Source organism: Chryseobacterium sp. RU33C (assembly GCF_900156015.1).
Taxonomy (GTDB): domain Bacteria; phylum Bacteroidota; class Bacteroidia; order Flavobacteriales; family Weeksellaceae; genus Chryseobacterium; species Chryseobacterium candidae.
Genome location: NZ_FTMT01000008.1, coordinates 86,557 through 109,839, shown reverse-complemented (window position 1 = coordinate 109,839; position 23,283 = coordinate 86,557). Strand labels below are relative to the sequence as shown.

Here is a 23,283-nt window from a genome sequence, read left to right as displayed (position 1 = left end):
TAAAACACATTAGAAATCAGCAAGTTTGTCCTTGAAAATAAAACCAACCCAAAATCACTTTTTAACGTAAAAAAAAATCATTTAAATAACTTAACTTAAAAAAATAACACTATGAAATTAAGTTTAGCAATTGTTGCATTAGCTTTGGCAATTCCTTCTGCCACGTATGCACAAGACTCAACGGCAGTTTCAAAAGGAGAATATCCTAATACATTTTCTTCGGGATCTGCTAATGTTTCCCCATTCACCAGTCAATCTAAAAGATTTAATGATTGGTCTATTTCTGCTGGGGTAGGTGTTCCACTTCTTCAGTCAGCAGATTTAACCTCGATCAAAAATGGTAACGGTAAAAACCTTTTTGGATACTCAGCCTATGTAAGTATTGATAAAGCAATTACCCATGCTTTTGGGATCAATTTACAGTATGACAGAGGTGAAACCAGACAAGGATGGTTCAATACTAAAAATGCAGCACCAGATGCTACAGCAGTAGGAGCAAGAACTCAGTATGACGCCATCTCTATCTTAGGAGATATTAACTTTTCAAACTTATTAAGAAGAGTTGATAACCACTCTCCTTACAGATGGGCGCTTCATGGATATGCAGGTATCGGTACCATTGCATACAGAGCATACCAGAAAGACGGAAGTAACAGACAGACATTAATGACTGAAATCAAACCTTTCGAATTAGGTTCTATGTTCATGCAGGCTGGTACAGGTCTTAAATTTAAAGTCAACAGAAGAATTGATATTGAAGGCAGATTAATGTATGTGGTAACCGGTGATGATGAATTTGACGGTGGCGGAGATAAATACAGCGCTATCAACAAGCGTTCTGAGCAGGTTTCCGACAATTTCTTCAATGCTACTTTAGGTCTTTCTGTTAAACTTGGAAAGCACGAATCTCACTTAATGTGGCATGATCCGCTTCAGGAAATCTATTATAAACTTGATGTACTGGCTAATAAAAACCAGGATATCGAAGTATGTAAAAAAGGAGATGCTGATAACGACGGGGTATGCGACGACTGGGACAGACAGCTTGATACTCCTGCAGGTGCAAGAGTGGACGGTGCGGGAGTTGCACTTGATACAGACTTAGACGGTGTAATTGACCTTTACGATAAGTGTGTAACCGTTCCGGGACCTGTTGAAAACAACGGATGTCCTGTAGCTACAACCGGACCTGTAGTAGAAACAGAAACTAAATTGGAAGGAATTGAATTTGATTTAAATTCTGACAGAATTTTACCATCAAATACTCCAATTTTAAATAATGCTGTAAATTACATTAATTCTTCAAGCGGTTCTTACAATGTAATCGGAGCTACTGATACAAGAGGTACTGATGCTTACAACCAAAAACTATCTGAAAGAAGAGCAAACAACGTTAAGAACTATCTGATCAAAAACGGTGTTCAGACAGGTAAACTACAGGCAGTAGGAAAAGGTGAAAAAGACCTTAAATATCCTGAATGTGAACCGGCTACGAAGTGCCCTGAATGGAAAAACAGAGCCAACAGAAGAGTATACTTCGAAGCTAAATAATAAATATATTGATATATGATATAAAAGTCACGCAGGGCGTGACTTTTTTTGTCCTAATTCTTTCCTTATTTTTACAACATGATTTCTCCGCAGGATTTTCAAAAGCTAAAATATGATACTCTTAAGTATTTCTGGGGTTATAACGACTTCAGAGATTCTCAGGAAGAAATTATCAATGCTGTCATCAACGAAAAAGATACCTTGGTTCTGTTACCTACAGGAGCAGGAAAATCTTTATGTTATCAATTACCCGCCTTATTGAAAGAAGGAACATGCCTTGTTGTATCTCCATTGCTTGCATTGATGAAAGATCAGGTCAATCAGCTTAAATCACGTGGGATAGAAGCAGAATATCTTTCATCTGAACTGGATGAATACGATGCCGAAACCATCTACGGCCGCTGCAAGGAAGGACTTACCAAACTACTCTATGTTTCTCCTGAGAGACTTACCAATACTCAGTTTATTCAAAACATGGAGGAAATTCAGCTGTCATTCATTGCAGTTGATGAAGCGCACTGTATTTCAGAATGGGGCCAGGATTTCAGACCCAGCTATCAGAATATAAAAGGATTCAGAAGTAATAATCCTGAAATTCCCTGTCTTGCTTTAACGGCAACGGCAACCCCAAAAGTGCTTGAAGAAATCAAAAATAAACTGGAACTGAAAAATCCTTTTGTTTTTCAAAAAAGTTTCAAAAGAGAGAACATTAAAATCTTTACTGATGAAGTAGCTGATAAATTTCAGCGTGTTTTTGATATTTTAAAATACAGCAATGACTCCGGAATTGTCTATGTAAGAACAAGAAAAGAGGCAGAATTGCTGGCAGAATTTCTGAAGAAAAATCAACTGAAAAATGTGGATTATTTTCATGCCGGCCTGACAACCAAAGAAAAGAATGCAAGACAGAATCTTTGGAATAACAGCGATAATCATGTTCTTGTTTCTACCAATGCCTTTGGAATGGGTATCGATAAAGACAATGTTCGTTTTGTCATTCACTATTCCCCTGCTGCATCTCTGGAAAATTATTATCAGGAGATCGGGAGGGCAGGAAGAGATGGAAAAGACAGTTTTGCTTTCATGCTCTGGAATAAACAGGAACTTCTTAATTTTGATCAGGTTTTAAAAAATCAGACCCCAAACAAAGCTGAGTTTTTGAAGATCATTAGCTACCTCTACTCTATTTTTCAGGTAGCAGAATTTGAGCTTCCGGAAAAAACATTTCAACTGAATAATCTTAGTATACAGAATTTCACCAAACTGTCGAAAGCCAAGATCAGCAATGTACTCAATTTTCTCCATAACCAGGAAATTGTCTACTATAATGATTACAAAAGCCTGTCTTCAATCGAGCTGTTTATCAAAGCTGATGAGATAGACCTGCTGCCACAAAAGGACGCCTATTTTATAGAGCTTCTTTTCCGTAACATATCAGGGATTACAACCCACAAAGTAATGTTCAGTGAACAGCAGCTAAGCAACAAAATCAACATCAGTGTTCCTTTGATCAAAGAACGGCTGAAAGAATTTCAGCAAAAGAACTATCTTGAATATATAGATGGAGCACTAGCCAGTATTAAATTCCTGAAACCCCGCGATGAAAGGGCAGTAAATAGTGCTTACTGGAAACTATTTGAACATATTCAGAGAAACAAAATTCAGAAATGGGAAGAGATGAAGTTTTATGTGGAAAATAATGACTACTGTAAAATGAAACTTATCCTGGCCTACTTTGGTGAAAAAAATTCAAAAAACTGTGGCCAGTGTTCTGTATGTGAAAAAAATAAGCAGTCTATCTTTGGAAAAAATATCTCCCAGCAGATCATTAATTTATTAGCTAAAAAATCAGCTACTATTGAAGAACTGTCTATCCAGCTCAGCTATCATTCCAAAGAAAATATACTGGAAAACCTTATCTTCCTTTTGGATTCAGGAAAAGTAAGAATGCTCAACTTCAGAACATATGCGCTTAATCATGAGCAATGAGTAATGAGTAATGAGTAATGATAAACATTATGATCTCAACCTGCCTAAATCTCCTACTCTCAAACTCTCCTACCCTCTAACTCCAATATCTTCCGACTCTCAGATCAAAAACTTATCTTTGCAGCATGAAATCATTGAAAGTCGTTTTTTTAGGGACTCCTGAGTTTGCAAAAACTTCTCTGGAGGCCATCCATCAATCTCACCATCAGGTGGTAGGTGTAGTAACTGTGGCTGATAAAGCAAGCGGACGAGGACAGAAAATTCACCAATCACCGGTAAAAATCTATGCAGAAGAAAACAATATTCCTGTTTTCCAGTCGGAAAAGTTGAGAAATCCAGAGTTTCTGGAAGAACTTAAAAAACTGGAAGCTGATGTCTTTGTAGTGGTAGCGTTCAGAATGATGCCTAAGGTACTTTTTGAAATGCCTAAAATGGGAACCTTCAATCTTCATGCTTCATTACTTCCCGACTACAGAGGTGCAGCTCCTATTAATTACGCAGTAATCAATGGAGAAGAAAAAACCGGAGCCACTACTTTCTTTATTAATGAAAAAATTGATGAAGGAAATATTCTTCTTCAGCAGGAAATAGAAATTTTACCGGATGAAAATGCGGGAAGCCTTCACGACAGACTGATGGAAATGGGTTCAGGACTTGTTGTTAAGACACTGGATGGTCTTGCTGAAAATGCTATTGAAGAAAAGCCCCAGCCACACGTAGAATATCCTAAAAACGCTTATAAAATTTTTAAAGAAGATACGAGAATCAATTGGGAACAGCCTTCAAAAACCGTTCATCAGTTTATTCTGGGAATGTCCCCTTATCCTGCAGCTTTCACCACTTTAAAAATTGAAAACGAAGAAAAAGGATTAAAAATATTCGGAGGGAAATTTGAACTTTCTGATCACGGAAAACCAGCCGGAAGTCTCGATATTTCTAAAAATGAATTTAAAATCTATACTCAGGACGGAATCTATTATCCTTTGGAACTTCAGCTGGAAGGTAAAAAAAGGATGATGGTAAAAGATTTTCTGAATGGCTTCCGAAATTTTGACGGAATTACATTAAACTAAAATAGATCTTTATCTGACATAGAAAAGTCCCGAAAGCGTTTACAGATAAACTTTCGGGACTTTTTATTTTTCAGCCATCAGCTTTTACTGACAATTTTCTTCCGGATTCTGCTTATAAATTCCGGTGTTACTCCCAGATAGGCCGCAATCTGAATATTGGTAAGACGGTGTGCTGTCTGTGGATAATCTTTTAAAAACTCAACATAACGTTCATCTGAAGGCTTGCTTAGATTATCAATAATTCTACGCTGCAATGCTATTATTGATTTTTGAAACTTAAGTCTCATTAATCTTTCAATCTCCGGCATTTCAGCATATAATTCTTCTTTTTCATTTTTGGGAATAAGAAGAATCTCGCTATCCTCAAGCGCCTGAATATTGAGCTTTGAAGGAATACGATTCACAAAACTATCAATATCGGAGATCCACCAGTTTTCAATTCCAAAATACAATATCTGTTCGGCTGCATTATGATGGGTATGAAAAACTTTAAAACATCCGCTTACCACGAATCCTTCAAATTCGCAGATCTCCCCTTCTTTTAAAAGAAATTCTTTTTTCTTTATTTTCCGAAGCATGAAGGCACTACAGTATTTTTCAAGCTTTTCGTCTGAAATATCAATATATTCCCGGATATGTTTCTTTAAGGACTCAGTCATCGTTTAAAAAATAAAAAGGTTTAGAAAAATCCTAAACCTTATATTTTGTATTACAAGCAGTTATTTATTGCGAAAATAATTCACTACTGCCCGTTCATTTTTTACAATTGTACCATTTCAGTAACCTCTACATCATATCCTCCAACCTGAGGTTTGATATTAGGGTTTTGAGTAATTACTTTGAACTTATTGATTCCTAAATTCTTCAGGATCTGCGTTCCGATTCCATAATCTCTGTAATTGTACGCCAGTGTAGGATGCTGCTCCTGGCCGTCCTGATAGTTCAGGAACTGCTGAAGTTTTCTCAACGTATTTTCAGAATTAGAAACGTTGTTGATGAAAATAATAGCGCCTTTTCCTGCCTCATTTACCATATTGGTTACCTTTTCCAATAGCGGTTTCTCACCATTATTTAATCTGGTCAATACATCAAAATAAGAATCTGAAGACTGTACTCTTACCAAAACAGGCTCATCTACTGTCCATGCTCCTTTTGTCAATGCAAAGTGGATCTGATCATTGGACGTTTCTCTGAAAGCATAAAAATCAAAATCACCGTAATGCGTTTTTACTTTTTTCTCTTCAAGTCTTTCTACCAGATTTCCTTTTTTAAGCTGATAGTGGATCAGATCTTCGATAGAAACGATCTTCATGTTATGCTTTTGAGCAAAAGCGTGAAGTTCAGGCAGACGGGACATGGTACCATCTTCATTCATGATCTCACAGATCACTCCTCCTTCTTTCAAACCTGCTAAATGTGTAAGATCAATGGCAGCCTCAGTATGTCCGGCTCTTTTCAATACACCACCTTTTCTTGCACGAAGCGGGAAAATGTGACCAGGTCTCATAAAATCTGTAGGTTTGGATTTCTCATCCATCAGTGCTAAAATAGTTTTTGCTCTGTCTCCTGCAGAAATTCCGGTAGATGTTCCGTTTCCTAAAAGGTCTACTGATACAGTAAAAGCCGTTTCTTTAGGATCACTGCTTCTGCTTACCATTACCTCAAGGCCAAGTTCATCACATCTTTTTTCCGGAAGCGGCATACAGATCAGCCCTCTTCCGTGAAGGGCCATAAAATTGATAATTTCCGGCGTTGTCAGTTCTGCAGCGCAAAGAAAATCGCCTTCATTTTCTCTGTCTTCATCATCTACTACTATGATTATTTTACCATTTTTAAGGTCTTCAATAGCCTCTGGAATAGTATTTAATTTAATATCGGACATTTTTACTTTTTATTTTTGCAAAGATACTCATAAAAATAAGCATCTGCCAACTAATTATGAATGGTTTATTAAGCTTTGGATAAGGAGTTAGCCGCCTCTCTGAAAATCTCGTAAGATCTCAATCTTTTCTGATGATCGTAGATATGTGAATTGATCATCAGTTCATCTACCTGGAATCTTTCCTGAAAATCTGTAAGCTTTTCCTGAATTTCGGACTGATCTCCAATAAAAGTATATCTCAGTTTCTGCAACACCATGGATTTTTCCATCGGTGACCAGATTTCATCCATATCATCCACCGGTGGAGCAAAAGGTTTTCTGTCGTTTCTTATAATATTGATGAATGCCTGGAATAAAGTCGTCGCGATTTTATGAGCTTCCTCAGAAGTTTCAGCTGCTACGCCATTAACACAGGCAATGATATAAGGTTTATCCAGATATTTTGACGGTTCAAAATGCTCTCTGTAGATTTTAAAAGCCATTTCCATCTGCTCAGGAGCAAAATGTCCTGCAAATGCATAAGGCAAACCAAGTTCCGCAGCCAGCCACGCACTGTCTGTACTTGATCCCAGAATATATAATGGAATATCCAGCCCTTCTCCCGGAATGGCACGAACCATTGCATCCGAATTTTCTTTTGAAAAATACCTTTGAAGTTCGAGAATTTGTCTTGGGAACTGTTCATTAATAATCGCAGGATTTCTTCCCAAAGCCTGTGCTGTGAGTCCGTCCGTTCCCGGAGCTCTTCCTAAACCAAGGTCAATTCTTCCCGGAAACAGAGATTCCAGAGTACCAAATTGTTCTGCAATAATCAGAGAACTGTGATTCGGAAGCATAATCCCTCCTGAACCTACTCTGATTTTTTTCGTTCCGTTGGCGATGAAACCTATTAAAACAGAGGTTGCTGAACTGGCAATACTTTCCATATTGTGGTGTTCCGCCAGCCAGAATCTTTTATAATGTAAATTTTCAGCGTGATTGGCTAGTGATAAGCAGTCCTGAAAAGTATCATGAATGCTTTTGCCCTGCTTTACCGGTGCAAGATCTAAAACAGAAATTTCAAAATTTTTCATGTTATGATGTTAATTTTTCTTTAGTTGAAAAACAAGGCAAATTTAAAACATAAAAACCTCATTAGTTACTTTTTGTAATTAATAAAAACAATTGATCAGTTCAGGGAAAAACTATTGGAATAAAATTTTTGTATACATCGTTTTGTCTATATGATTTTAAAATTAAATAATCATATTAAAAATGTATTTCAACAAAAACAATTCAATAAAAAGAGACATATTTATTATATTCGTATACCAAATTTTTAAAAACTTTAATATGAACAAAAAAACAAACAGCCTGTTCTGTAAGCAGATGCTGACAGGAAAAACTGTCTTTATGAGTTTTCTTATTGCTGCTACATTTTCCTCTTGCAGTAAGAACAATGAAGAAATTATTTCCGAAGCACAAACGAATGCCTTCAACGCAGACAATGTAAAAAAGGGACAATTGAACGGCCAGGAAATTACCTATGAAAGAAAAAACGGAATGAATTTTTTCCAGGAAGATATTATTCTTACTGATAAACAGTTATCCGAAGGAAATGAAGTTAATAAAGGGGGTGCCAGCTATTCAAGATGGCCCAATGGTAAAATTTATTATACCATTGCCAGCAATATGGGTTCTATCAATGTCAATAAAATCAACTCTGCGATCAGCGAGTATAATAATAAAACCAATACTCAGTGGATCTACCGTACCAATCAGTCCAATTATGTTGAATTTATTTTCGGAAGCTCATCAGGATCGGATGGTTGGGCTCATATAGGATATCGGGGCGGAAAACAAACGGTTTCTCTGGATCAGTACATTTCTGTAGGATCAGTGATTCATGAAATGGGACATACGGTAGGACTTTACCATGAGCATACGCGTAAAGACAGAGATCAATATGTAAAAATCCTGTGGAACAATATCCAAAACGGACAATCTTATAACTTCAATATCTATAATTCCGGAACAGATATAGGGCCATTCAATATTAATTCTGTGATGATGTACTGGCCAACCTCTTATTCTAAAAATGGGTTACCAACGATTACCAGAGCTGATAACAGCAATTTTACTTATAACAGAACCGGATTCACAACCGGAGATATCAATACTATCAATGCGATGTATCCTTAAATTTTTAAGAATCGCTTATTAATCAAAAAAAGAACTCTTACGAGTTCTTTTCTTTTTTATAATTATAGTGATTAATTAAAATCCTGATTTCGTTAAATTCAAAATGACTTGGCAGTGCATTCTTCCACTCGGTTAAAGTTTCGTGTGGATTTTTGTAGAATTCATCTTCAAAAGCTTTGATCTTGTCTGAAGTAATGACTCTGGCGATGTCCAGCAATCCCTGTTCTGCAAATTTGGCAAGATGCCCTATAACAGTTTCTTTTACTAAACCTCTTTCCAAGGCAATTTCTCCGATGGTTTTTCCCTGTTCAAACAACTGGAATGTTAAAACCTGAGACGGAACTTTAGCAATTTTAAGATTGATTTCCTTATCATTCTTTTCATCTAAAAGTTTCGTTTCCAGTAAGTGAATATCTCTCAGACTGTTCAGATACTCTTCAATGTCTTCAAGCCAGTTTTTAAATTCTTCGTTATATTGTTTTAAACCTTTTGCACCTTTTATTTCAGCATAAAATTCTTTTAAAGGATCGAAAATTTTATTTCTGATTTCTGTAAAGAAGAAGTTGACAGCTCCTTTTGATTTGCTTTCAATTTCGGACCATTCTTCTTTTTGTTCAATAAAATGATTAACCTTCTGAAAAATGATACGTTCCAGCTTCTCAAAAATTTTCCCAAGATTGACCGCTTCATGTTTCAACTGAAGATAAAGCTGTTTGGTTTTAACATGATCAATATTTTTAGTGACAATAGAAAGATTATTCCACTCTTCCACTTCTTTCAAAAACCATGTACAGTCTAATGTACGCAATACTTTTCTGATGCTGTAATCATATTTTTCCTGATTCAGAATTGCTTCAACATGATCATTGGCAATGGTATCCGTGTGGAAATGCAAAATCCTGTTATCTTTGAAAATAACTTCAGGAGTAATTTTTGACTTCAAAACAATCCCTTCCAGTGTTCTGCAGCGGGATAAAGCCACATACACCTGACCGGCAGTAAAACTTTTCCCGGCATCAATAATGACTTTATCAAATGTTAATCCCTGACTTTTGTGAATGGTAACCGCCCATGCTAATTTGATAGGAAACTGTTCGAAACTTCCCAGCACTTCTTCTTTGATATTTTTATCCGTATCAAGGAAATATTTTTTCTGTTCCCAGGTTTCTCTTTTTACCACAATTTCCCTTTCACTTTCATCCAGAACAACACGGATTTCATTTTCATCCAACCCGATAATCTCGCCCAGCTTTCCGTTAAAATATTTCTTTTCTCCGGAAATATCATTTCGGATAAACATAATCTGGGCTCCTATTTTCAGTTCCAGAAACTGGTCATTAGGAAACTGGTTCTCTTTAAAGTCTCCTACCAGTTTAGCTTCATAAATCTGAGGATCAACTTTTATTTCAGCTAATTTTTCCTGATTAATCTCATCTGCCATTTTGTTGTGAGAACACAGATACACATAGGATTCTTTTCCCATATCAAAGTCAGGATCATACCTTTCGTTGAGATGATTAAAATCTATATTATCCACATCGCCGTCACGGATCGCATTCAGAATTTCCAGAAACTCTTCGTCAGATTGTCTGTATACTTTCGTCAGTTCAATGGTAACAATAGGAATTTCCTTAATGGCATGGCTGTCAAAAAAGAAGGGTGAATTGTAATACATTTTCAGGATATGCTCATCCCTTACCACCGGAGGAAGCTGAAACAAATCTCCTATAAAAAGCATCTGTACCCCTCCAAATCTCTGATTATTTCTTCTGATGAATCTCAAAGAGAAATCCATCATATCCAGAACATCAGCTCTCAGCATTGAAACCTCATCGATAATAATGATTTCAACCTCTCTCAGAAGTTTCAGTTTATCTTTGCGGTATTTGAAATGAGGCATCAGATCGGCAATATTATTGGCCAAACTGGTATCTATCCTTTCTGTAGTGGGAAGAAAGGTTCTTAACGGCAGCCCAAACATGGAATGGATTGTTACTCCACCTGCATTAATGGCAGCAATTCCCGTGGGAGCCACCACAATATGCTTTTTTTTGGTACGCCTTACAAAGTCATTAAGAAATGTCGTCTTTCCTGTTCCGGCTTTCCCGGTTAAAAAAACGCTTCTGTTCGTATATTCTATTAAGTCAAAAAAATGATTATTCATCTTCGTCAAAAATACGGAAATGAATTTGAATTTCTTACCTTGGCATAAGTTTTGAAAAATTATAAAAAAGAAAACGTTTATTGTGAAAAAATTACTCTTTCATATTCCGGCAATAGTACTGTGTACTACATTAACATTGGTTTCATGTAATACATCAAAGAATGCCAATACCAATCTTCCTATTGATATTGCAGACAGGCCTGCTGACGCAGAAAGTCAGAAATACGAACAGGCACAGCTGGATAGATTAAAAGCTTCCATTGAATCTGAAGTATCGGGAGAAAAATGTACGGATGCCAGTGAATGGACATTTGCTCCTATGGGGTCAAAATCCTGTGGCGGCCCTCAGCAATACATTGCCTATCCTAAGAAAATAGAAGAGACTTTCCTGCAAAGAGTGAATGAGTATACGGATAAAGTGAAAGCTTTTAATGAAAAGTATAATATTACGTCTGACTGTATGATGATCACGCCGCCTACGTCTGTCAAATGTGTCAATGGCAAGATCAGACTTATTACACCGGACAATAATTAACAATAAAGCAAAGGTTCTATATCAAATCGAAAAAGCTCTGTTTCAGAACAGAGCTTTTATATTTATTTTAAATAGATCAATGGTGAATTTTGCTTCGCAAGTGAATAGTGAAATGCAAACTTTCAAAATTGACAAGCGCAGCGAATTGACGATTCATTATTCACCAGACAACCTAAAACTGATGATCCTTCACATTCTCTTTATACCATGATGAATATTTCACGTAGTTATCTGCAATTCTGTTCACTTCTCCTTCCAGTAACTGCGCATTGATATCTTTGATTTTTCTTGCAGGAACTCCTCCCCAGACTTCTCCGGATTTAATGTGCGTTCCCTGAGTCACTACAGAACCTGCTCCCACAATGGAGTTTTCTTCTACCAGACAATCATCCATCACAATAGCTCCCATCCCGATAAGTACATTATCTTTAATGGTACATCCATGAACTATGGCATTATGACCTATAGAAACATTGTTCCCGATATTCAAAGGATATTTCTGATACGTACAGTGCAGCATTGCATTGTCCTGAACATTCACTTTGTCACCCATTCTGATGTAATGCACATCCCCTCGGATCACTGCATTATACCAGACACTGCAGTCTTTTCCCATTGTAACATCGCCAATAATAGTAGCAGTTTCTGCTAAAAATGTATTCTCTCCAATCTGTGGTGCTTTTCCTAAAAGTTCTTTTATTAGTGCCATAATATTAATTTGAAAATTTGAAAACGGGCCAATACGAAAATTAAAATATACTATCTTTTCTGATATCTAACTTCTAAATTACAGTGATAGCAAAAATCTAACTCTCAATACTCAGCTTCTAACTTCTAATGCGTATTTTTGTATCTCAAATTTAACGAAAAAATGCGTACCGTACTTATAGAACCTACTGAAAACCCAAAAGTGATGAAATTTGTAGCAGATTACAATCTCATCCCCGGGTCTTTGGAACTGGACAGAAATTCAGATATTTCAGAAATTCCTTTGGCACAGGAACTTTTCAACTATCCTTTTGTGGAAAGAGTTTTCATTACAGCTAATTTTGTAGCTGTGGCTAAACAGGATACCATAGAATGGGAACATGTTGCTGAAAGCCTGAAAAATGTGATTGAGGATGAATTACTGGCCAACCCGAGAATTTATCTTCAGAAGAAAAAAGAAATGTATCAGATCTATGCTGAAATGACTCCGAATCCCAATGTAATGAAATTTGTTTCAAGCAAATTACTGATGGATGGTTTTGTGGAAGTAAAATCGAAAGAAGCGGCTGAAGAAGTTCCTTTGGCACTGGCTATTTTTAAAGAGTTTGATTTTGCAACGGAAGTTTTCATTTCGGACAATTTTGTAGCCGTTACAAGAGATAATTCTGTTGAGTGGCATCAGGTAATGATGACTGTTCGTGCGCTTATCGCCGAATATCTTCAGAACGGAGGAGAAATTGCAAAAATAGAACCTCAGAAACATGAAAATCCTGTTGAGAAAATTATTAACAGAGATTATACTGAGGATGAGCAGAAAATTTCTGACATTTTAAATGAATATGTAGCTCCTGCTGTAGAAAATGATGGGGGTAAAATTTCTCTGATGGAATATGATCAGGAAAATAAAACCGCAAAAATGCTTCTTCAGGGTGCATGCTCCGGCTGCCCAAGTTCTACTGCTACTTTAAAAAACGGAATTGAAAATATTTTAAAACAATTCGTTCCGGATTTGGTAGAAAGAGTAGAAGCTGTAAACGGATAAAAACTACCGAAATGCCTCCCGGAAAGGAAATTGTAGTGATTATTGGAAGTGCTTCAGCAAATTCCAGCAATCAGAAACTGATGGAACAGGTACTGGAAAAGACAGGCGATACAGACTTTCAGTTATATGCTGATCTTTCTGTCCTTCCACATTTTGATGCCGCAGTAACGGATAATGATACTCCGGAAGAAGTTCTGAAGATCAGAGAGGCTATTAACAACTCAGCAGGGGTGATATTTTCCACACCGGAATATATTTTCAGTATTCCCGGAAGATTAAAAAATCTATTGGAGTGGTGCGTTTCCACAACAGTATTTTCTGAAAAGCCCGTTGCTGTGATCACTGCTTCCGCCAGCGGAGAAAAAGGACACGAAGAGTTGTTATTGATTTTAAAAACTCTCGGAGCCATAGCGGATGATAAACATCAGACATTAATAAAAGGAATAAAAGGCAAATTTGAAAGCAATGGCTTACTGGAAAGTAATACCTTTGCCATAGTATCAAAATTAGTAACAGATTTTAGAACTTCTGTTTCATAATTAAAATTTAGAATATTGAATAAGAAAGGAATTTTACTAGTCAACCTCGGATCACCGAGATCTACTTCTGTAAACGACGTAAAGGAATATCTTGATGAATTTCTGATGGATGAAAGGGTGATTGATTACCGTTGGATCTTCCGTGCCCTTCTTGTACAGGGAATTATCCTGAAAACAAGACCTGCAAAATCTGCTGAAGCCTATAAAACGGTTTGGACAGATAAGGGTTCACCACTGATTGTCATCACTGAACAGATTCAAAAAAAGCTGCAAAAAGTGGTAGATGTTCCGGTGGAAATAGGGATGAGATATGCGCAGCCAAGCATTGAAACTGGTATTCAGAAACTGGTTGATCAGGGAGTCACGGAAATCGTTCTTTTTCCTTTATATCCCCAGTATGCAATGAGTACTACGGAAACGGTCATTGAGAAAGCCGAAGAAGTAAGAAAAAAGAAGTTTCCTGGTGTAAAAATTAATTATATTCAGCCTTTCTACAACAGGGATATTTATATTAACTGCCTGGCAGAAAGCATTAAAGAAAAGCTTCCTGAAAATTTCGATGCACTGCAGTTTTCTTATCACGGAGTTCCTGAGAGACATATTTATAAGACAGATCCTACAAAGACCTGTAATCTTAACGACTGCTGTTCCAGAGAGGATAATCCAAGTCATCAGTTCTGCTATCGTCATCAATGTTATAAAACAACACAGCTTGTTATTGACAAATTGAATTTACCTAAAGAGAAAACGATTGTTTCTTTCCAGTCTAGATTAGGAAAAGATAAATGGATTGAACCTTACACGGACGAAACATTGGAAACAATTGGTAAAAAAGGGATCAAAAACCTGGCTATTGTATGCCCGGCTTTCGTTTCCGACTGTCTTGAAACACTGGAAGAAATTTCAGTAGAAGGAAAAGAACAGTTCATGCATGGCGGCGGCGAAAACTTCCATTATATTCCATGTCTGAACGATGAAGACCGATGGATTGAAGTGGTAAAAACACTTTGTGAAGAAAAACTGAATGATTTCTATTTGGTATAATCTTCTTTACTCAGAATATACAAAAGGCCGCAGATTAATTCTTGCGGCCTTTTCGTTGAATATATTAAAAATTTGATTGAATTATTTTTTAATCAGGTTTCCTGCTTTTTCTCCGTTTACCAGTACAATATATACTCCCGGAAGAATATTGGCAGGTAGCTGGATGTTAAGTTTATTTACGCCATCAGCAATTTCAACTTTTTCAGAAATTTCTTTCTTGCCTGTCAGGCTTACCAGTTCTACAATTCCTTTTCCTGATTTTCCTTCAAAGTTGATGGTAAATCTGTCTGTTGCAGGATTCGGGCTAATGGTATACAACGCTGTTTGTGCTGCTGCCACTTTTCCTGCAGGAGAAGTTCCACCTCCTACACCTACAGCATTCCATGCATTTTTAACCTGAGTCACTTCATTGCTGGCTGCTCCGTATAAATCAGTAGCCGCCTGAATAGAATACGTTCTTGCATTCGCATACGTAGAAGAAGATGTCAGATAAGTTGTCAATGTTCTGTAGGCAATAGCACCTGCCTTATCAAGTCCGATTCCGGAAACATTATAGGCAAATCCTTTATCATTCGTACCTGATCCTCCTGTTACTAACAAATAATACCAGAAATTAAGTACTCCTGAATTGGTATGCACCCCGCAATAGTCATTAGACTGGCTTGGAGTAACACAACCGGAAGTGGTAGTTGTTTTCCAGTAGGTTCCCATATAGGTATCCGGCTGGCTGTATGCATTAGGATTAGCCATATTTCTGATTACATAATTGAAATCTTCTCCCAGTGTCCAGCTTGCCTGTGTAGGTCTCGCCCAACGCTCAATGGTATTTCCAAAGATATCTGAGAAGCCTTCATTTAACGCTCCGGATTCTCTCTGATAAGCAAGATTAGCTGTTTTAGAAGTTAGCCCGTGTGTAATTTCGTGGCCGCATACATCTATAGCTGTTAAAGGTTTTCCGCCATTTGTTGCTGAGCTTCCATCACCATAAGTCATTCTGGAACCATCCCAAAATGCATTAAAATAGTTGGTAGAATAGTGTATATAAGATTTAATAGCGAAATTATTATTATCAATACTCTTGCGTCCGTATTTTGTGTAAAAATAATCCACGGTCATTTCGGCTCCCCAATGGGCATCGGTAGCATATTGGTCTTTATTGGTATTGACATTATTCCAGTTATTGTCTGTATCTGTGAAGTCTACCGCAGAGGCATAGCTGGTTCCCTTTTTCAGATTATAGGTTTCCACTGAAGTTCCCCCATTTCTTCCTGTTTCTCTTAAGCGGTAACTTCCGTTATAAGAATCTGTAGTGATATTGCGGGTTCCGCTATATCCTGTAACTGCTGTTCCCGGTGTGTTCACTTCATGGATGATAGCATCTACTCCCAGTACTTTTCCATTTTTAGCATCCACAAAAACATATTGTCTGCTTAATGGTTTTTCGGCATAGATATCAAATTTATAGGCTAGCCTTAAATCATTAAGCTTGTCATCATCAGGATTTGAATAATACACCAATTCACCTTTTGGGGCATAGCTTGCGTTGGGATCACCGGTTTCTTTTTTAAGAAAATCCTCTTCTTCTTTATTTTTCCATTTATAGGATTCTGCACCTACAAAAGACAAAGCGTTCTGTAAAGCAGCATTTTCAGCAAGACTGGCAGTTTTGTCGAGACCTTTCGGAATTTTAATAATCCATTTTCCTGATTGTCCTACAATTTTACCGTCTTTTGTTTGTACCGCCATCATTCCATATTCTACAGGAATATCATTAACGGTCTGTTGAAATCTTTGAGTTTCAAAACCTAATGCATCTTTTTCCAGGCCTAGTTTACGAGCCTGCCCCGCAGAAAGTCTCTGAGACGCTTCGTCAAATAAAACAGGGCTTCCCTGGTAAGCAGGTGCATTTTTTTCAAATCTCATAAATTCAGCATGTAGTCCGCTTTTACCCGGAACCAATTTTGATGGTGTATTTTGCCCAAAGACAAAAGAGCATGCAGCAACGCTTGCTACTAAGATAAATTTCGTTTTCATATTAATTATAGTTGATTGTGGAAACGAATTTATAAACTTTTAACAATAAAACAAGATAAACAATGAATAAAATTCAATTGATATTATAAATCAATAAAGAAAACATAATAATGATTTTAAAACAAAGAAAAATATTTAAACAAAATTTTTCTGTAATATTAATTTTATGTTAAAATATTTAATTAAAATCAAAATTTTGTGAATTATTTTTTTTTCACTATGTAGTGCATTATATTGTAAAAAATCAACCTTACTATAAGATTTAATTGATTAATTATTTTCAACATGAACAAAAATAGGACTACCTCAAGAGGCAGTCCTATTTTATATGTATATTTTACAACTATTTACCTTTTGTTGGCAATTGGTGTTCTGAATTCTCCATATCCCATTAAACCATCATAATTTCTTCCGAATGGTGCATAATAAAGAAAGGCCTGATAAAGGTTTTCCGTCTGCCAGAAATTACCGTTTATTTCTCCAAAGTTGAGAGAACCATTTCCTTCTTTAGTTGCCAATACATAGTTATAAAATCCTTGTTTCAGGAATATTTTCGCTACATATTGTCTGGTGGATGCATCATACTGCATCTGATTTTCCTTGCTGGGTTTATAATTATTAAATCCTCCCAGCACATAAATTTCTTTATCCACAGGATCAGAATCCAGATAGAAATGTACCCATGAATAGTCAGCTTCTCTTTCGGCATCTCTTTCTCTACCTAAATCATTTCTTCTGTAATACCATGCTCCATTCACATCCGGCTGATACTGATAATTTAAAGGGAACGCCCATACCGGATGAAGATACGTCTGGTTCACATCATCTTTTATTTCGGTAGCACGCACCATATCCGCGGCCATATTCATATTTTTATTATCGAAATAATAAAACTCATTATCTCCCGGAAAAACAAGATTCATCTGCTGGAACAAAACCTGATTTCCTAAAACACTGCTCGGTTTAAGATTGGAAATCACCATATTCGGGTTGTTATTCTGCATCACATTCATGGTAATTGAATTAACATTGGAAGAAATATCTCTGCCTTTCGGAGAAACATTCACTTCTACCCTCTGGTTAGCATTGGGATTTTTTGCATCTGCAAATCTTGAAATATTCAGCCCTACAGACGTTACATCTTCTACCAGATAAAATCTCTTTTTGAAAAGAGGCTCGTCTGCCGAATCTTTATAGACAATCAGTTCATAATTCCCTGAGACTTTCAGCTGGATTTTATCATTCGGGAAAACAAGTTTATAGTGGGTATAAGCCTGTAATGTATTGAATGAATACTGAAACTGGTCCAGCAGTGCATTCATACTCCCGGTAGCAAATTCTGTAAAAAACAGGTTATCTTCATTCCAGTTTCTGTCATAATGTTTGAAGGTATATCTGTAGATCTGACTGCCGTTTGTAAGATCATCAAAGCCTAAAACCAATTGTTCACCAATTTTAATTACAGGGGTTTCATCGTTGGTCTGAGGATTGAACAGCTGAACACTTTGGATATTTTGTCCAAAGACCAGTCCGCCCAAAGATAGTAAGAGTATTCGCAAAGTTTTCATTATGACGAAGATAACGAAAAATAGCCATTTTCTTAATAATATCGTATTTTTGAATAAAAAATATTCAGATATGCTTCAGATTCAAGGTTTCGTATTCAACTTTGCGAGTGAAAATACTTATATCATCTATAACGAAAATAAAAATGCCTGGTTAATTGATCCGGGAAATATGAATGCTCAGGAAACTCAGGCTATTGATCATTTTATCACAGAGAAAGAACTGAAGATTCAGAAAATTCTTTTAACCCATGCTCATATTGATCATGTATTGGGACTTCAGTGGGCTTTTGACAAATTCAATGTTCCTGTCAATATGCATCAGGAAGATCAGGAAGTGCTGGATATGCTTCAGGCGAGTGGTATGAGATTCGGAGTGCAGATCAATCCTGTAAAAGTGGATGTAGAGTACATCAAGGAAGGGGACGAACTTGATCTGGATGGCGAAAAGTTTAAAATTTATCATGTTCCGGGACATTCTCCGGGAAGTGTGGTGTATCATAATAACAATCAGAAATTCATGATTTCGGGTGATGTTCTTTTTGAAGGCAGTATCGGAAGAACAGATTTGTATAAAGGAAATTATGAGCAGCTGATTGAAGGAATTAAATCGAAACTTTTTATTTTAGATCATGATACCCAGGTTTTCTCAGGACATGGAAATCCTACATCGATTGGTTTTGAGAAACAGTACAATCCGTTTTTGAAGTAAAAGGGTCGGAGGATTTTAGGATTTGAGAGTCGTGTAAATGTCTTGAATCAAACTTAGATCTGACACTTAATATAAAAATCATTCTTGTCCGATTTAATTAAAACATCATTAACAGATCGCTCCTCCGGAGCTTTATTTTACAGCGATTTCATTTTTTCTACTCACAGTAGATCCCGACGGGATCAAATCAGCTCCAAAGCTAACTGTTAATTCATATCCTAAATATTGATATTTTCAATGTATCTATACTTTTTATAGGACAGTAATGATAAAAAATACAAAACCGTCAGAAATTCTGACGGTTTTGCTGTTATAAAGAAATAGAATTTAGAAATCCAATGTGATTGAGGCTCTGGCGGCAGCTCCCATAATAGGTCTGGCCATGATGATTCCGTCTCCGTTTGGAGAACCTGCTCTTGGGTCACCTTCTGTGATTCCAATGGTATTAAAGATATTGGTTCCATCCACTGCAAAACGTATTCTTCCTAACTGGTAAGACATTCCCGCTCCAAATTCTGTGAAAGAAGGCAAGGTTTGCTTATTCAGCTCATCCTGGAAACGTTTTCCATAATAATTCATACTTACATATGCTCTCCATGATTTGGTAATATTGACAGCCGGTGAAATATTGAAGAAAAATTTAGGCATTCTTCTTACCACATTTCCTTCAAGCACGCTTCCGGCCTCAAGGTTTTTATATTTTGGACTCTGAATGGTCCCATTGAATGTTACTTCTAAAATATTATTGAACAAACGGACGAAACCTTCCACTTCAACTCCATAGTTTTTGGTATTGGCAAAAGTATTTTCGGATTTACCATCAGAGAAAACATCCGTAAATGAAAGATTTTTCAAGGTAGAATAGAACGGAATCACTGCGATATCAAAAGTACGCGAGTAATATTTATATCCTACCTCCAATTGGTTCGTTGTTACAGATTTTAACGGTTTATCAGGGTTTGGATTGGAGAAATAATTGTAATAAGCTTCTTCATTCGGAGATCTGAAACCATTGGAGAAACGGGCGTACACAGCATTTTCTCTATTGATCTTATAATTGGCAGCTAACGTAAAGGAAACTTTATCTACATTGTAATTCCAGTAAGTGTATTTATTTCCCAATACACTCATATTATCATCAGCAGTTGTAGTATTGAAACCGTGAGTTCCATCCGTTGTTAACCCTGAATTATTTAAATTAGCACTTGTTGTATTGGCAAAATTTCCTTTGTAATAATCATGGCTGTAGCGAAGACCTCCGTTCACACTTAAAGCATTGGTAATATTATAATCCAGGTTTACATAAAGATCATTCAAACTTCCCTGAGTCTGGGTATCTCTCTGCAAAAATGTCATATTGGTAACACCGTTATATGTTTTGGAATATCCAACATCTGACGGGCTTAAAGAAGTATCTACCAGATTCAGTAATTCAGGTCTGTCCGATGCTGTAGTCAGAATATTACTCCAGTTCCAGTATTGGTGAGACTTCCAGTTGGATTTATAAAAACCTGCCGTAACATTTCCTTTATCAAATTTATAATTGAACTGTAAATCGTTTACAAAGTTATTCATCTGCTTATCAATTGCCCAGAAGCCAAGCTTTTGTACATATTGAGGATCAACCACTCCTCCACTGCCTACCAATGAATACTGATAGTTATTTCCTGTAATTCCGTTGCTCTTAGCAAAATCGGCAGCCATTTGTGGTCCTCCTGCAGGAAAAATTCCCGTATAGTTCATATTGATATTGGTATATCTCGTTTTGTTTAAAACCGTGAAATTATTCCCAAGGTCATATTTAAACTCAGCACCCAATACATCTACTTTCGGATGGATTCCGTCTTCAAGATTTCTGTTGAAAAATCCGCCTCCGGCCTGTGGAATATTCAGCTGGCTGATGGCTCTGTAGCTGTATGTTCCATAGTTAGGATCAAAACCTGGGAATCCTTTCAGCTTATTTCCGTTTTGGATCAAAGGAATCGGAAGGAAGAATGTATTTCTGTCATCCAGTTTTTTATAATAGACTTTTACATAGCCTTTATCAAAGACATATTTCAGGTTCATTCTGATCTGGCCGCCGTTATTGGCTTTGAAACCTGTTTTTCTGATTCCGTCATCTGTTCTGTAAAAACCACCGACATTGAAAAACAATTTATCCTGAACCAAAGCGCCTCCTAGATTAACATCGGTACGCATCAATCCATAGGTACTTGTCTCCAGTTTTGCCGTCCCTCTGAAATCATTGGTTCCTTCTCTGGTAATAAAGTTAATCAACCCTCCCGGAGAATTGGTAGCAAAAATAGATCCTGAACCTCCTCTCAAAGCTTCCATACGGTTGACAGAATTGTCTACACGGAAAAAGTTATCCGCATTAGCAAACTGAAGCGCTCCGTCTTCAAAAACCGGAAGACCGTCTTCCTGAACCTGTACAAATTCATAAGCCCCGGCAGAAGGAATCCCTCTTGCAAAAAGGTTGTTTCCTACTTCACCACCTGAGGTTTCCACAGCAAATCCGGGAACTCTCTGCAATAAAGCTGCAGCACTGATCGGGTTTTGCTTCTGGATTTCTTTGGAGCTAAAAGTAGAAATCGCTGTACTGGATTCTATTTTTTTCTTCGGATTTGAGTTTCCTGTAATGACAATCTGATCGATGGAAGAAACTTTTGCAGAATCCTGCGGTGTTTCCTGGGCATAAGCATTATTAAAATATAACGTAGCTGTTGCGGCGATTAAAAAGATCGATTTTTTTTTCATAGCCTTATTTTTTATTGTTAGTTTCAGTTTTGTTGTAATTGTAAATACACTCCATTGGTCCAACCGAATCCGTCCTGATTAGGGTATTCCCCTCCGCCTGCTATTGTTTCTGTGTCTAATGCATTGTATTTTTCCATCAGTTTCCCGGTATTTTTGTAGACCCTTTCTACATTGGAACACCAGTTGTTTTTAATTTTTTCTGCCAGCTCATTAAAGCCGTAATTTTTCATCGCTTTAAAGCCCAGCCATTGATAAGGTGCCCACGCATTGGGAAGATCCCACTGCTGACCCGAGTTTTTAGTTGTGGTAACAAGGCCACCCTGGTAAAGAAACTTTTCATCAACAGCTTTAGCAACAGCCTCAGCCTGCTTCTGATCTGCAATGCCCAGGAATAAAGGGTAAAGAGCAGCAATATGTTCAGACGGTGTTTTTGTGTTTTTTTTTGTGTGATAATCTTTATAATTGTTAGTATTTCCATCCCAGAAATAGGTATTGATCATCTGTCTTCGGTTTGCTGCTCTTTCTGAAAAATAATTTTCTTTTTCACTCAGATTCAGAAGCGCTGAAGATTTCGCCAAAGTCATTTCCAAATGCCACAAAAGGCAGTTCAGATCAACCTGCGCCAGATTCTGCGTTTCTATTGTCTGTATATTTTCTCCGTCTGCAAACCATCTGCTGGAAAAATCCCAGCCGGATTCACAGGCGCTTCTTATATTTCTGTAAAATTCGTCTCCTGAAGCGGTCTCCTTGTCTTCAATATCGATCAGGTAACTTTCAGGGCGTGGTGCATTTTCTGCATCATAATAACGGTTCAGAATATCTCCGTTTGTAGTTTTAACCACCCTTTTTACACTGGATCCGTTTTCAAGCCATTCTTCTCCATTCATCCAGAAAGCATATTCTTTCTGCAGTGTTTCGTGGTATTTCGTATAAATCGCTTTATCTCCTTTGGTTTCAAAAAGAAGATCCAGCATTAATGAAAAATAAGGAGGCTGCGATCTGCTTAGGAAATGAGTTCTGCTGGCATTCGGGACAAATCCTACATTTAATATCAGATAAGAACAGTTTTCAATAATGTTTTCCATCATTTCTACTCTTCCGGAAACCTTTAATCCAAGCATGATAAAATAGCTGTCCCAGTAGAAAAATTCATTAAAACGGCCTCCCGGAACAATGTACGGCTTTGGTAATTTTAAAAGCGTTCCTTTTTCTTCATACGCTGTACGGGTCAGTTCATCCCATAACTTTTCAATATGTTCCCCAATGGGAAGCTGTTCTTCTCTGTGTACAGAAACTCTCGCACCTAAGAAATCAAAATGAGTCATCACAAAATCTTTCAGGTTAAAACCTTCCGTATTTCTGGATTTTTCGTAATCCTCATTAATCTTTGCAATGGGAAACAGAGGAACTGCATCCGTCATCATTTTCTGATCTTCAAAAATTTCAGATCTCTGTACCGCATCAAACAGACTTTGAATTTCTTTTATGTAAAGCTGATTACTCATTG

Annotated in this window: 18 protein-coding genes; 9 read left to right on the top strand and 9 right to left on the bottom strand. The window is 37.0% G+C overall.

Annotated elements, in window-relative coordinates; translation table 11 throughout:
* Positions 1 to 111: 111 nt before the first annotated feature.
* The 3 genes from BW946_RS09035 (at position 112) to fmt (ending at position 4,613) form a co-directional block, all read left to right on the top strand.
* The gene (locus tag BW946_RS09035; RefSeq protein ID WP_076595865.1) at positions 112 to 1,551 is read left to right on the top strand and encodes an OmpA family protein; all 1,440 of its coding nucleotides are present in this window, start codon (positions 112 to 114) and stop codon (positions 1,549 to 1,551) included.
* A gap of 78 nt (positions 1,552 to 1,629) precedes the next feature.
* Positions 1,630 to 3,540, top strand: coding sequence for a RecQ family ATP-dependent DNA helicase (locus tag BW946_RS09030; protein WP_076595864.1), 1,911 nt, complete (start codon positions 1,630 to 1,632; stop codon positions 3,538 to 3,540).
* 125 nt (positions 3,541 to 3,665) lie between these two features.
* A complete protein-coding gene (fmt, locus tag BW946_RS09025; RefSeq protein WP_076595863.1) occupies positions 3,666 to 4,613 on the top strand; it encodes a methionyl-tRNA formyltransferase in 948 nt (315 codons plus the stop codon).
* Between the two features lie 77 nt (positions 4,614 to 4,690).
* Here fmt and BW946_RS09020 read toward each other — a convergent pair whose 3' ends face one another.
* From BW946_RS09020 to BW946_RS09010, 3 genes are all read right to left on the bottom strand, one after another.
* A complete protein-coding gene (locus tag BW946_RS09020) occupies positions 4,691 to 5,272 on the bottom strand; it encodes a Crp/Fnr family transcriptional regulator (RefSeq protein WP_076595862.1) in 582 nt (193 codons plus the stop codon).
* Positions 5,273 to 5,373: 101 nt separating this feature from the next.
* A complete protein-coding gene (ribB, locus tag BW946_RS09015) occupies positions 5,374 to 6,495 on the bottom strand; it encodes a 3,4-dihydroxy-2-butanone-4-phosphate synthase (RefSeq protein ID WP_076595861.1) in 1,122 nt (373 codons plus the stop codon).
* A gap of 68 nt (positions 6,496 to 6,563) precedes the next feature.
* Positions 6,564 to 7,568, bottom strand: a complete 1,005-nt coding sequence (locus BW946_RS09010) for an LLM class flavin-dependent oxidoreductase (protein ID WP_076595860.1) — start codon at positions 7,566 to 7,568, stop codon at positions 6,564 to 6,566.
* A 259-nt stretch (positions 7,569 to 7,827) separates the two neighbouring features.
* On the opposite strand from BW946_RS09010, the gene BW946_RS09005 reads away from it, so the two are divergent.
* Positions 7,828 to 8,676 carry a M12 family metallopeptidase gene (locus BW946_RS09005; protein WP_170872067.1) on the top strand — a complete coding sequence of 283 codons (849 nt, stop codon included), beginning with the start codon at positions 7,828 to 7,830 and terminating at the stop codon, positions 8,674 to 8,676.
* Between the two features lie 37 nt (positions 8,677 to 8,713).
* Here the strand turns inward: BW946_RS09005 and BW946_RS09000 are convergent, their stop codons facing one another.
* On the bottom strand, positions 8,714 to 10,840 hold the full coding sequence (locus BW946_RS09000; protein WP_076595858.1) for a helix-turn-helix domain-containing protein: 2,127 nt from the start codon (positions 10,838 to 10,840) through the stop codon (positions 8,714 to 8,716).
* Between the two features lie 82 nt (positions 10,841 to 10,922).
* On the opposite strand from BW946_RS09000, the gene BW946_RS08995 reads away from it, so the two are divergent.
* Positions 10,923 to 11,375: a hypothetical protein gene (locus tag BW946_RS08995; protein WP_076595857.1), complete on the top strand. Its 453-nt coding sequence runs from the start codon at positions 10,923 to 10,925 to the stop codon at positions 11,373 to 11,375.
* 172 nt (positions 11,376 to 11,547) lie between these two features.
* On the opposite strand, the gene BW946_RS08990 is transcribed toward BW946_RS08995, so the two are convergent.
* Positions 11,548 to 12,084 carry a gamma carbonic anhydrase family protein gene (locus BW946_RS08990; protein ID WP_076595856.1) on the bottom strand — a complete coding sequence of 179 codons (537 nt, stop codon included), beginning with the start codon at positions 12,082 to 12,084 and terminating at the stop codon, positions 11,548 to 11,550.
* 162 nt (positions 12,085 to 12,246) lie between these two features.
* Here BW946_RS08990 and BW946_RS08985 point away from each other — a divergent pair, with 162 nt between their 5' ends.
* From BW946_RS08985 to hemH, 3 genes are read left to right on the top strand one after another with little or no spacing between them, the layout of a single operon-like run.
* Positions 12,247 to 13,125 (top strand): NifU family protein, encoded by an 879-nt coding sequence (locus BW946_RS08985; protein WP_076595855.1) that lies wholly within the window; start codon positions 12,247 to 12,249, stop codon positions 13,123 to 13,125.
* A gap of 11 nt (positions 13,126 to 13,136) precedes the next feature.
* Positions 13,137 to 13,664, top strand: coding sequence for an NADPH-dependent FMN reductase (locus BW946_RS08980; RefSeq protein WP_076595854.1), 528 nt, complete (start codon positions 13,137 to 13,139; stop codon positions 13,662 to 13,664).
* Positions 13,665 to 13,679: 15 nt separating this feature from the next.
* The gene (hemH, locus tag BW946_RS08975; RefSeq protein WP_076595853.1) at positions 13,680 to 14,708 is read left to right on the top strand and encodes a ferrochelatase; all 1,029 of its coding nucleotides are present in this window, start codon (positions 13,680 to 13,682) and stop codon (positions 14,706 to 14,708) included.
* Between the two features lie 81 nt (positions 14,709 to 14,789).
* Here hemH and BW946_RS08970 read toward each other — a convergent pair whose 3' ends face one another.
* Positions 14,790 to 16,742, bottom strand: coding sequence for a M4 family metallopeptidase (locus tag BW946_RS08970; RefSeq protein ID WP_076595852.1), 1,953 nt, complete (start codon positions 16,740 to 16,742; stop codon positions 14,790 to 14,792).
* 347 nt (positions 16,743 to 17,089) lie between these two features.
* A complete protein-coding gene (locus tag BW946_RS08965) occupies positions 17,090 to 18,310 on the bottom strand; it encodes a type IX secretion system plug protein (protein ID WP_076595851.1) in 1,221 nt (406 codons plus the stop codon).
* Between the two features lie 70 nt (positions 18,311 to 18,380).
* Between BW946_RS08965 and BW946_RS08960 the strand changes: the two genes are divergently transcribed.
* On the top strand, positions 18,381 to 19,019 hold the full coding sequence (locus BW946_RS08960; RefSeq protein ID WP_076595912.1) for an MBL fold metallo-hydrolase: 639 nt from the start codon (positions 18,381 to 18,383) through the stop codon (positions 19,017 to 19,019).
* 327 nt (positions 19,020 to 19,346) lie between these two features.
* On the opposite strand, the gene BW946_RS08955 is transcribed toward BW946_RS08960, so the two are convergent.
* The gene (locus BW946_RS08955; RefSeq protein WP_076595850.1) at positions 19,347 to 21,776 is read right to left on the bottom strand and encodes a TonB-dependent receptor; all 2,430 of its coding nucleotides are present in this window, start codon (positions 21,774 to 21,776) and stop codon (positions 19,347 to 19,349) included.
* 23 nt (positions 21,777 to 21,799) lie between these two features.
* The gene (locus BW946_RS08950) at positions 21,800 to 23,281 is read right to left on the bottom strand and encodes a trehalase family glycosidase (RefSeq protein ID WP_076595849.1); all 1,482 of its coding nucleotides are present in this window, start codon (positions 23,279 to 23,281) and stop codon (positions 21,800 to 21,802) included.
* Positions 23,282 to 23,283 lie beyond the last annotated feature (2 nt).